This is a genomic window from Shewanella sp. 3_MG-2023 (assembly GCF_030548765.1).
Lineage (GTDB): Bacteria > Pseudomonadota > Gammaproteobacteria > Enterobacterales > Shewanellaceae > Shewanella.
Genome location: NZ_JAUOSH010000036.1, coordinates 38,181 through 50,431 on the forward strand (window position 1 = coordinate 38,181; position 12,251 = coordinate 50,431).

General features: G+C 41.5%; 9 protein-coding genes. 8 read left to right on the forward strand and 1 reads right to left on the reverse strand.

Translation table 11 applies throughout. The features are described 5' to 3' along the window. Positions 1–16 precede the first annotated feature (16 nt). The 3 genes from Q4591_RS17260 (at position 17) to Q4591_RS17270 (ending at position 4,135) form a co-directional block, all read left to right on the forward strand. A complete protein-coding gene (locus Q4591_RS17260) occupies positions 17–1,225 on the forward strand; it encodes an FtsX-like permease family protein (protein ID WP_303462095.1) in 1,209 nt (402 codons plus the stop codon). 96 nt (positions 1,226–1,321) lie between these two features. Beyond that, positions 1,322–2,743 carry a sigma-54 dependent transcriptional regulator gene (locus Q4591_RS17265; RefSeq protein ID WP_303462098.1) on the forward strand — a complete coding sequence of 474 codons (1,422 nt, stop codon included), beginning with the start codon at positions 1,322–1,324 and terminating at the stop codon, positions 2,741–2,743. 63 nt (positions 2,744–2,806) lie between these two features. Further along, positions 2,807–4,135, forward strand: coding sequence for a PAS domain-containing sensor histidine kinase (locus tag Q4591_RS17270; protein ID WP_303462100.1), 1,329 nt, complete (start codon positions 2,807–2,809; stop codon positions 4,133–4,135). 150 nt (positions 4,136–4,285) lie between these two features. Here Q4591_RS17270 and Q4591_RS17275 read toward each other — a convergent pair whose 3' ends face one another. Further along, positions 4,286–5,719: a hypothetical protein gene (locus tag Q4591_RS17275; protein ID WP_303462102.1), complete on the reverse strand. Its 1,434-nt coding sequence runs from the start codon at positions 5,717–5,719 to the stop codon at positions 4,286–4,288. Between the two features lie 809 nt (positions 5,720–6,528). On the opposite strand from Q4591_RS17275, the gene Q4591_RS17280 reads away from it, so the two are divergent. The 5 genes from Q4591_RS17280 (at position 6,529) to Q4591_RS17300 (ending at position 11,595) form a co-directional block, all read left to right on the forward strand. Then, positions 6,529–6,912 carry an MAPEG family protein gene (locus Q4591_RS17280; protein WP_102438632.1) on the forward strand — a complete coding sequence of 128 codons (384 nt, stop codon included), beginning with the start codon at positions 6,529–6,531 and terminating at the stop codon, positions 6,910–6,912. A 140-nt stretch (positions 6,913–7,052) separates the two neighbouring features. Beyond that, positions 7,053–8,699, forward strand: coding sequence for a LytS/YhcK type 5TM receptor domain-containing protein (locus Q4591_RS17285; RefSeq protein WP_198590488.1), 1,647 nt, complete (start codon positions 7,053–7,055; stop codon positions 8,697–8,699). A gap of 18 nt (positions 8,700–8,717) precedes the next feature. After that, on the forward strand, positions 8,718–9,488 hold the full coding sequence (locus Q4591_RS17290; protein ID WP_303462104.1) for a LytTR family DNA-binding domain-containing protein: 771 nt from the start codon (positions 8,718–8,720) through the stop codon (positions 9,486–9,488). Positions 9,489–9,762: 274 nt separating this feature from the next. Continuing rightward, positions 9,763–10,968 carry an OFA family MFS transporter gene (locus Q4591_RS17295; protein ID WP_102438629.1) on the forward strand — a complete coding sequence of 402 codons (1,206 nt, stop codon included), beginning with the start codon at positions 9,763–9,765 and terminating at the stop codon, positions 10,966–10,968. Between the two features lie 240 nt (positions 10,969–11,208). Continuing rightward, the gene (locus Q4591_RS17300) at positions 11,209–11,595 is read left to right on the forward strand and encodes a ribosome recycling factor family protein (protein WP_102476319.1); all 387 of its coding nucleotides are present in this window, start codon (positions 11,209–11,211) and stop codon (positions 11,593–11,595) included. The last annotated feature ends 656 nt before the right edge of the window (positions 11,596–12,251 follow it).

Here is a 12,251-nt window from a genome sequence, read left to right on the forward strand (position 1 = left end):
GAAAAAGGAATTCGACATGTTACATATCAAACCGATTATTTCGAGTTTATTGCGCAGTAAGAGCGCGCCAGTTCTGTTGTTACTGCAAATCATGCTTTCAGTAGCGATTGTGGCTAATGCCAGTTTTATTATTCATGAACGCTTAACCATGATGCAGCGCGACTCAGGTTACGCTGAAGAGCAAATCTTTAGCTTTAATGTTTATAACTTTGACCCCGCAATTAATAATATTGAGCAGAACAAAATTGACCAGCAAATATTGCGCAGTTTGCCTAATGTGATTGATGCGTCATCAACGAATATGATGCCGTTAAGTGATAGTGGTTGGATGGACATATATAACGATGGACCAGATAGTGATACTGCTAAAACAACGCCTGGTTTTGCCTTTTATTTAGGTAGCGATCATCTGTTAAACACCATGGGAGCTAAACTCATAGAAGGGCGTAATTTTAGGCCTGAAGAAATGAATACCAGCTTAGATGACAGCGGTATGTTAGCCATGGTGTCTCAGCCTTTAGCTAAAGAGTTTTGGGGCGATGAATCACCCGTGGGTAAAGTCATGTATCAAGGTGAGACGCCCATTGAAATAATCGGGGTGATTGAAAAGCTGCAAGGGGCTTGGGTAGATAACCCAAATTTTGAATACAGTGTGATGCAAAATATTGATTTTGGTGGTCAGAGTACTAATAAGACCTATATGGTAAGAGCACTACCTGAGCACATAGCTGATTTGGAAGCGATCATTAAAAAGGCGTTCCATGCAGAAAACCCTAATCGGGTTATTGATAACTTTTCATCGCTGTCAGACCTTAAAAAACAGACCTATAGTAATCACCGTTTAATGGCGACAGTGCTGAGTATGATGGTGGTGCTATTGCTATTGATTACTGCATTAGGCTTGACGGGAATGGTGATGTTTAACATTCAGCGCCGCACTAAACAGATTGGTACTCGCCGTGCATTAGGGGCTAAAAAGCGCGATATAGTCAGTTATTTTATGGTTGAAAATTATTTAATTTGTATTGCTGGCGGCATTATCGGGGGCTTACTGGCGATGCAGTTAGGCCAACAATTAATGACGCTATATAGCCTGCCTATGCTGCCCAGTGTTTATCCAATTTCTGCAGCCTTGGGTTTATTGGTGGTGACGACTCTCGCGGTTATTATTCCTGCCGTTCGCGCCTCAAGTATTTCACCTGCAATGGCCACCCGCAGCGTGTAGAGCAAATGTACCGTAAGATACCCTCGTAAACGAGGCTATTTTACGGTAGTTTGAACCCCATAAGGGTATCCCTAAAAAAGAGAACAATGAACACACATGGATAGTATTTTAGTCGTTGATGATAATCATGCCATTTGTAGCGCTCTGACATTAATGTTGGATATTCATGGCTATAAATCATTAAGCTGCGAAACCCCAGAGCAAGCTTTACAGATTGTGGCAGAGCAAGATATCAGCCTGGTTATTCAGGATATGAACTTCACCCAGGACACCACCTCTGGTGAAGAAGGCCGCCAGCTGTTCTATACCTTACGTGAACAACAACCCAATTTACCTATCATCTTAATGACCGCCTGGACTCAGCTAGAAACCGCGGTTGAGCTGGTTAAAGCTGGGGCTGCCGATTACATGGGTAAACCTTGGGATGATGCCAAGCTGCTAAATAGCATCAGTAATTTGTTATCGATATATCACTTATCTAAGCAAAATAACCAATTGTCACGGCTGGATTCAGAACGCATGAGCGCCATTAAAGACGCTAATTTATGCGGTATGGTATTTGGCAGCGGCGCCATGCAGCGTTGCATTGACTTAGCACTGCAAGTGGCGCGCTCTGATGTGTCGGTGATGATCACTGGCCCCAATGGCGCAGGTAAAGATAAAATTGCTGATATCGTCCAAGCAAATTCATTGTTAAAAAGTAAACCGTTTATAAAAGTGAACATTGGCGCACTGCCAATGGACTTGTTGGAGGCTGAGCTGTTTGGCGCTGAAGCGGGGGCTTTTACTGGCGCAAATAAAGCACGTATTGGCCGTTTTGAGGCCGCTGATGGTGGTACCTTATTTTTAGATGAAATTGGTAACTTGCCTTTATCAGGGCAAGTCAAATTATTGCGGGTATTACAAACCGGTGAGTTTGAGCGTTTAGGTAGCCATCAAACTCGAAAAGTGAATGTCCGTGTCATCAGCGCCACCAATGCTGATTTAGCCGAAGACATTGCCAATGGGCAATTCAGAGAAGATTTATTTTATCGCTTAAATGTTATTGAACTAGCGTTAGCGCCGCTTAATCAGCGCATTGATGACATATTGCCATTAGCCAGTTTCTTTGTCGGGGAGACATTTAGTTTTGATAAACAGGCGCAGCAAGCGCTGTTAAATCATCCTTGGTCGGGCAATGTACGTGAGCTTGAAAATGTCTGTAAAAGGGCAGTATTACTGGCTAAGACATCACAATTAAGCAGTGCTGATTTAGGGTTGTCAATGTTGCAAACGCTGACAGAGCAGAATGCACTAACAAAGACTTCATCGCACAACGTACCTCTTACTAAAGAGTTTCCTACTCAAGACCACACAGTTACGTCGACAAACACCACTGTAGAGCCTGATAAGCAACAAATTGAACAAGCGTTAGTGGCGCACAGTGGGGTTATTTCCAGAGTCGCTAAAGCACTGGGGTTAAGCCGCCAAGCACTGTATCGGCGGATGGAAAAGTATGGCTTGTCAGTGAATAAGTAATTTTGCTCAGCAACGTGGTTATGGAAAACCAGTATGAAAATCAACTTAGAGAACAAACCTTAAATGAGCCTACGGAACAAACTGGTACTGTCAAATTTAGTCTGCACCCTAGTGTCGTTGTTGCTGGCTTACGGTCTGTGGCAATGGCTTGGGGATGAGTCAGTATGGGCCGCGGTGGTTGTGAGCTTGGGCCCGTGTTTTCTCATCAGTATGTACCTGACTCGTCAACTGGGCGAAAGCTTACAAGCATTAGAAGTAGGCTTACTGAACTTTAAAGACAATGAATTTAGTGTGTCATTACCTGAATATAATGAGCCGCAACTTAATGAACTGGCCGATTTATACAATCAAGCCTCGGCCAAGCTGCGAAAAGAGCGGCAGTTTATTTATCAGCGTGAATTAATGCTCGATAAAGTGATACAAAACTCGCCTAACATCATGTTGCTGGTGGATGATAATCAACGCATTATTTATGCAAATGATGCCGCCAGGCACTTATTTAATCAGGGGATTAGAATTGAAGGCATGCTGCTTTTAGATTTGATTGCAGTGTTACCAAGCGCGTTAAAGCAGGCATTAGAGAGTGAGCATGAAGGCTTGTTTTCCATTGATGCCAATGGCGAAGGGTTAAGCGATGATAGCGCGGGTGAAATCGAAACATGGCATATCTCCCGTGGGCAATTTAATCAAAATAATCAACGTCACCATTTAATTTTACTTAAACAATTAACCAAAGAGCTTAATCGCCAAGAAGTAGCGGTGTGGAAAAAAGTCATCCGCATTATCAGTCATGAGTTGAATAACTCTGTGGCGCCTATTGCTTCAATGGTCAATTCTGGCAGAGTACTCACTAAAGATTTTGATAATGAAAGATTAGCGCTGATATTCGATACCATTGAAAATCGCACCGCCCATTTAAGCCAATTTATTTCCCATTATGCCCAATTCGCTAAGCTGCCTTTACCTAAAAGATCGCCAGTTAATTGGGACAATTTAATCGAGCAGTTAGCCCAGCAGTATCGGTTCAGTTTAACCTCAGCATTGCCGCAACAAGCCATTGCCTTAGACTGTGTGCAATTAGAGCAAGTGTTAATCAATCTGCTTAAAAATGCCCATGAATCTGGGACTGATAAAGACGGAGTCACTATGGCGTTTCTAGAGGTCAGTCATCCGCTTACTGGGGTGATGATCACCATTGAAGATAACGGTTTAGGCATGTCTAGCGAGGTGTTATCTCAAGCCTTATTACCGTTTTATTCAACTAAACAATCGGGCACTGGCATTGGCTTACCCTTATGCCGCGAAATAGTTGAAGCTCATGGTGGCCATATCACCATGCAAAATCGTAAAGAGAAAGGCTTAAGCGTTAAATTGTGGCTGCCAAATGAGTAGTCGTACTTAGTTAATAACGGTAAGAATAAAGAAAGCCCAATAGATAGTCTCTATTGGGCTTTTTTGAAGTGTTAATCATAGTATTAATAACAATATCACTGTTTAAGCGAGTGATGATTGTTATTGATAAGTGCTACGTATAAGAGCTGTTTATAAATACTCAACTTCCAATGAAATCAACATCGCATCATCATCTTCAGAGGTGAACTCGGCTTTTAATACAAAGTCATCACTTTCGACATTAATGATCTCATACCATACACTGGCTTGATCGCTAAAGTGTGCCAACATAGCTTCACGGGTGGCTGGGATATTAATGGATTTTAAATAAGCCATAAACTGCTCATCAGACTCAATAGGGTAGTTAATACTCTCAGAGAGTTTTACTTTTTGAATGACATTATTGTAATGCTTAACCTGCACATTTTTTGACAGTAAACTCCAAACGCCGTTGTTTGAAAATTGAATAACATTAGGCACAAAACGGTTAACTAGCGCATCGAGCGTGCTGGGTTGATTGTTCTCAGTAGGTAAAAGTACTTCAGTTAACTTTTGGGTATTGAGCTCCGAAAATAATATCTCATCATTATCACGGCTGTATTTTCTTGATTTAAAGGTGAAACCTGTGAGCAGTAATTCAGGCTCATCGCTGGTGATAGAAGAAAACTCATCAAACTCTAACGTCAGTAAGTTTTTATGATTGGAGACGATATATTCTTCAGTACTGGTTTGCTTTAAATAATCAAGCTTATTGCGCACTTGCAGTACTTCATCACGGTATCCGGCTTTATCATCAATCAGCCAGTTATTATCAAACCTTTCGTTGTAGCTAATTAAATTTTTGCCATTGTAGTTAAGTAAAGAGCGATCTTTATAGGATATTTGCTGAATTTTATTGTTGTCGATAATAAACCACAGCTCGCGGCCATATAGCCATGCTTGGGATTGATCTTTTAGGGTAAATAAAGCGCTGGCAGGACCTAGTAATTCAATCAGACGTTGGGTTGAGTCATCAATGCTAACCCCGTAGGCGCTAGATAGAGTCACATTAGTTGAAGGAAAGCTTGCTTCTCTTGCAAGGCTAGATAATTCTTTTTCTGACAGTATTGTAATCGCAGGGCTAATTTGTGACTGCGCTAAAGTGACTTGTGGCGCAGTGGTCGTTTTGGGTTTAGCTGTAATGCGATTGGTCGTTGCTGCTGTTGAAACCTTAGTGGCTGGCGCCGGTTTTTTAAAGCTAATGGGTTTACGACTAAGTTGATTATAAGCAGTTTTCACCGAAGATAACCGGTCATCTTCGTCGCAAAAATCAATTAAGTCAGCAGTGATAATAATTTTATTGGCTTCAATTAAATTAGTAATAATGACGGCATCGACCCGCTTTTGTTTGGCTTTTTTCTGGATCAGGCGAAAGCTGGTTTCTATTAATTTATCATTTGAGCTATTTTTAAGGGTATTTTCCACATAGATGCCATCGATCACTGTTGGCGTGCACACAGGCAGATGATCGAGTATCGGTGGTAACGATTTAGCTGAAACTTGTAAACTGACAAAGAGTAAAATGAGAACCAGTAATCTGTTCATAATTTAGCGCTTCCTTGTGGGTGTTTTTATTATTATCCATCACGAAATAAACGTCATTACATACACGATGGTTAAAAGTAACTAATCAATTAGCCTTCTTTTTCATGAGGTTATTTTTGTCACTCCAATTCATTATCAGCTGGAGCACAAGCTCTAACTTAACAATTCATTAACAAAGGTGTCAAAAGATTTTTAGGAATAAGTAGTTAAAAAATGTGCATAAAAACAACTGTTGTTGTTTGATAATGATACAGCTAGGGTGGCGAGTATTAGAGTCATAATCTGCCAATGGTTTATCTATTTATTAGCAATGACTGACAAACCCTGAACGCGTGAAGGGTTGCGATCGTGACAGTGGCACAAATTGCAGTGAACAGAGCACTCAGCTAAAGCTTTGATCTAAAGCTTTGAGCTAAAGAATTTAGCTAAAGTATAACTTATCGATATTGTGCATAAAATGGTTAGATTTATGCTGTCAGTAGGCTGGGGTTCATTGCTGGAGGATTACCTTTAGTAACCTCAATCAGGGCGCTGTATCAGTTGCATTGGTGAAGCTGTTACTAGGCTGTTATGACTGACAGCTAATTTAACCAAGGTGTGTTTCTGATTTTAAAGGCTTAATAATGAATCACTTTGTTTAAAATAAATTCTGATGACTGTGCATAAGTTAGTAGTAACGGTTTTACAGGGTGGAATGGTCCATGGGTAATCAATTATTTATAAAACATTAGCTGAATAAAACATTGGGCTTAAAAAGTAATTAATGATTTACTAGTAATTAATGACCTTAACTTACTCGGGCAGCTTTTATGCAAACGTTACTGATTTGTCTGTTTATCACAATCTTATTACCCTATTTAGCCAAGGGGCCAGTTGCTGTGGCAATGGCAAAACTCGGCGGTTATGACAATGCACATCCGCGGGCACAGCAAGCAAAGTTAACCGGTTTTGGCGCAAGAGCACTAGCAGGGCATCAAAACGCCTTTGAATCTTTGATCGTTTTTGGTTTATGCAGTTTAACCGCGATCGCAACTGATAATGTTAATGCTACTGTTTCGACGTTAGCTATGGTGCATGTGGTTGCTAGAGTGAGCTATCACTTGCTGTACTTAAAGGGCTTATCAACTATGCGCTCACTGGCTTGGTTTGTGGCAATTTTCTGTTCATTTGGCATTTTTTGGCAAGCTTTTTAAGCTTGGAAAATTTTAAACTTCTTTAATCGATATAAACCTTTCTACAATTTACCTTTAAGGTCAAATACTGGCATTGTAAAAATTTCATCATATAATTCTTATACCTATTGCTATCAATTGGGTTTATTAGAGGCGCTGCTATGTATACCGAGCAATTAATGATGTTAATCGCCGTATTTGAACGGGCAGCCTTAATGCTGATGCTGCTGTTTTTGCTTACTCGCACCCGCAGCTTTCAAAAAATCATCACCAAACCAAATCGAAAACCGATTGAGATGGCGATGATGTCGCTGTTATTTACTTTATTTGCGGTTATGAGCACCTACACCGGCATTGAGGTCGATGGCTCCTTGGTTAATGTGCGTATTATTGCAGTGTTATCTGGCGGTATCCTTTTTGGCCCTTGGGTGGGGATCCCAGCAGGTATCATCTCAGGGCTGCATCGTTACTTAATTGATCTTGATGGCGCGACTTCAACCGCCTGTTTAATATCGAGTATTTTTGCAGGCTTTCTGGCAAGTTGGATACATGTCGGTGTCGATAAAAAACACTATACCTGGTATGGCATTTTAGCGGGGGTTATCTGCGAGGTGCTGACCATGGTGCTGATTGTGGTGCTTTCAGATGATTATGAGCAGGCAATGGTGATTGTGCGTCACATTGGTTTGCCGATGATATTGGGCACTGTGTCCATTGGGCTGATTATCAAGTTAGTGCAAGATATTGACGATGAAAAAGATTGGATTGCTGCGCAGCAGGCAAAATTGGCCTTAGATATTGCCAATAAAACCTTACCTTATTTTCGTCAAAATGATCGTCAGTCGTTAATTGCGGTTTGCCAGATCATCCGCCTTGATACACAAGCGGATGTGGTGGCGATAACTGATACCACCTCAGTACTGGCTTATGTGGGTATAGGTCAAGAAAACTACCTAGAGCCCCACAATAAAATTAACGAGATGACCGAGCAAGCCGTTGCCACAGGCAAACAAATTATTAGCAATAACCTTGATGCCCATGACTTTCATTCATTGTTAATCATTCCATTAATGGAGAACAATGTCGTTACTGGTACCTTAAAAATATTTTACCGTGAGCCTTATCAAATTAAGTCTTCACTGCGGGAAATGGCGGTGGGATTATCGCAGCTGATTTCTACCCAAATGGAAGTGTCGCGCATCGAACAGTTAAAAACCATGGCCTCAAAAGCAGAGTTTTCGGCGCTGCAAAGTAAAATTAATCCGCATTTTTTATTTAACGCCCTCAATGCTATCTCTACGTTAATACGTATTCGGCCTCAGCAAGCTCGAGAATTGATCGCCAAACTAGCGGATTTTTTACGCTTTAATTTAGATCACACTGATGAGCTGATAGATATCCAAGAAGAGCTGCAACAGGTGCGGGATTATGCCGCGATTGAGCAGGCGAGATTTGGGCCTAAATTAACCGTCAGCTTTGATATTGATGATGTACACACTTGTGTGCCAAGCTTACTGATACAGCCGCTGGTGGAAAATGCCATTTTACATGGCATTCAGCCTGCGTCTTATCCTGGTGAGGTGCTGATTACGGTTAAAAAGCAGCAAGATGATCGGGTGAAAATTACCATTCGTGATACTGGGGTTGGCATCGATCCGGCTTTGATTGATAAGTTGCACCAAGGAACCATAGACAGCACGAGCATCGGCTTGATGAATGTACACCAAAGGTTAAAGCTACTCTATGGTGCTGGCTTAGAGATTACTGCATTGACAAAAGGCACTGAGATGTCTTTTTTCATTCATTAGAAGACTATAGGGGGAGCTATGTTAAAAGCCTTGATTGTAGAAGATGAATACCTAGCACGAGAAGAGCTGATTTATTTGATCGCAACCCATAGTCAGATTGAAGTGGTAGCGACCTTCGATGATGGTCTTGAAGCTTTTAAATACCTGCAAAGCAATAAAGTGGATGTGATATTTCTTGATATTAATATTCCATCCATTGACGGTATGTTATTGGCGAGAAACATTCATCAATTTTCTGAAAAGCCGCATATCGTGTTTGTGACTGCCTATAAAGAGCACGCCGCAGATGCCTTTGAGTTAGAAGCATTTGATTATTTGCTCAAGCCTTTTAATGAGCAGCGGGCTATTGGGGTGTTGCAAAAACTTGAGCAAGCTCAAAAACACCTATCAGCGGCAGATATCAATGTCGAGTCTTTGCCAGTGAATACCGACAAGCCCAAGCCTAAGGCCAGCAGCCTTAATCAGACCATTAATTTAACCCAAAACAACCGCATTGTGGTCAGCTATATTAGTGATATTTATTATGCGGTTGCCAACGAAAAAATCACTGAGGTATATACTCGCGAAGGGGTGTTTCATGTGCCTTATACCATTACTGATTTGATGGAACGTTTACCGAGCGAATCGTTTTTTCGCTGCCATCGATCCTATTGCATTAATATCGATAAAATTCGTGAGATCATCCCTTGGACCAATAGCACCTATCTGTTAAAACTGCGCGATATTGACGGTGAAGTGCTGGTGAGTCGCAGTAACATAAAAACCTTTCGAGCACTGATGAACTTATAACCGCTGCTGTCATTGGCTAGCTAACGAACTATTCAACACCGCCTACCCATAAAGACGACTCAAAAAACGATACAACCACCCTTGCTACTGCAGATAAGCTCACTCAGCATTTAACCCCCATAAATGCATTTCATGCCGATATATTGCATTTGATGCCGCTATTTTACAGCTCATGTTTTAGTTAATTCAGACTCTTGTCTTCCTCTCAAAAAGCCGTATTTTGACCACCATATTGTTAAATTAATCATTAATTATTGCTGTGGAGAGTGACACTATGTCAGCACAAATATCAAACCGAGCGCGTATTATGACGCTTATTGGTACCATTTTGGCGCAGTTCGCCTTGGGTTCGGTATACACATGGAGCTTATTCAATGCCCCGTTAGCTGAGAAACTGTCGCTTCCAGTGAGTAATGTGGCGTTTACTTTCGGTATTTTAAGTTTATCACTAGCCGTGGCTTCGTCAGTGTCAGGCAAGTTACAAGAGCGCTTTGGGGTTCGTAATGTCACCATTGGTGCTGGGCTATTAATCGGCGCGAGCTTATTTCTTACTGCGCATGCAGATAGCCTATTAATGCTATATGTATGTGGCGGCCTGTTAGTGGGTTTTGCTGATGGTACCGGTTACCTAATGAGCCTATCTAACTGCGTTAAATTATTCCCTGAACGTAAAGGTTTAGTGTCTGCTTGTGCTATTGGTGCTTATGGCCTTGGCAGTTTAGGCTTTAAATACATCAACATGTATATGCTGACCCATTCAGGTTTGGCGATGACATTTGATACATGGGCTGTGATTGCCATGGTGCTAGTGATTGCGGGTGGATTAATGATGAAAGATGCCCCCCTTCAAGAAGTCTCAACCGCAGAAAACAGCGTTGCAAACAGAGACTTTACACTGGCGCAAGCAATGAAATCATCACAGTTTTGGGTACTAGCATTAATCTTTTTAACCATCTGTATGAGTGGCTTATACGTGATTGGTGTGGCAAAAGACATTGGCGAAGGTTATGTACATTTAAGTATGGCAACAGCAGCATCTGCAGTGGCAGTGATTGCGGTGGCTAACCTTTCAGGTCGTTTAGTTCTTGGTGTGTTATCTGACAAAATGGATCGCATGAAAGTCATCAGCATTGCGCTTATTGTATGTTTAGCGGGTGTCGGTTCACTGTTATTTGTTCACTTAAATGCGTGGAGCTTTTACTTAGCCGTTGCCTGTATCGCCTTTAGTTTTGGTGGCACCATTACTGTGTTCCCATCGCTAGTGAGTGACTTCTTTGGCCTTAACAACTTAACCAAAATTTATGGCTTTATTTATCTTGGCTTTGGTATCGGCAGCATCATTGGCTCTATTGTCGCTTCGTTATTTGGTGGCTTTGTTCCGACTTTCTACTTAATGCTAGGACTTATCGTATTATCAACCGTCATCTCTTTCATGGTGAAGTTACCAGAAAACAAGCCTTCTTTAGCCATGGCTAGCTAGTTTTAATTACGCTATTGGGCCAAGAGGTCTGAATATAGCGTTAAGCTTTTTTCGTTCCAACCTCCTTTACGCCGCAGCAATGCGGCGTTTTTTTATCTGAACTTAAACAGGTCAGCTTAAGTCTTTGAAAAAGTAGTGCACTTTAACTCGCCAAGCTGCTTTCTCATGTTTAGATTGGTGTTATTGGGGTATGATTCATTATTAATCAAAGGCCCTGAATGAGTATTAACCAATCCTCCTATGAATGAAGATATCACCATTGCACTGCCTTCGCTTATTCATCGCATCGGTGGCAGCGCCGCCAAGCAGGCTAAAGATATGGCTACGCAATATGGTTGTGAGCTTAAGCGAGTGCGTCGTTCTCGCAATTGGCAACTCGTGGGAGATGCCATTAATATTCAGTCTTTTGCCGCACAGTTATCAGGGCAAACTAATAATGAGTTTGCCTACCTGATAAAAAAGCTAAACATCGCACTGCTTGAACATAGTGACAAGTTAGAACCATTAGCCGTAAAACTGGTGCGCCTGCTCACTGAACGCCCGAGTACCACCTTAGCTGAGTTGATACAAAGCACCGGCTGCACAGAGGTTGAAGCCAGAGTGGCTCGTTTTGAGGCTGACTCTTAGTGATGATGCTTTAAGGTGTTATAAGCAGGGCAATGTTGCTGTTTAGATGAAGTATTACAATTTGAATTGGCTTCCATGCCAAGCTCACGAGTTATCGGAATAAAGAGTCTCGATGACCTCAATTCAAATTGAGTCTTTTAGACTTTTAATGTTATAGATTTCTAACGTTAGCTCTTTTATTGCCACGAATGCAGTCAAATCGAAGAGATAATAACCCCTGTGTAGATGCAGCAGCGAGCTTCTGACTGCCAAGGATGGCGGGAACAGTCATTATTTGTCGGGAACAAATATGACCAAAACAGGCATTTGTTGTGGCAAAGTTTATGGGCCTTTTGACTTATATAAAGAGTGCAGCGTCTCGCAGTTGTATCTGCACATAAGGTCGCTGTTTCACATCTAACTCATAGGGATATGGGTTAGATGTCATTATGATGTAGGGAACATCATTGACTATGTGATCGCGACATTCGTATATTCTATATAGCACCTGCGGCAGGCAATAGATTAAACTGAAGTAATGGACTACTGAAAAAGAGCCAATATAAACGAAGTATAAAGTTGGTGGCTGTAACGCATTTATGCCCCAAAACGTGTTTGAAATGGATATCTCTCGAGGTTTAGTCATTTGTATTTACCCTCAATAATCTAATATCACC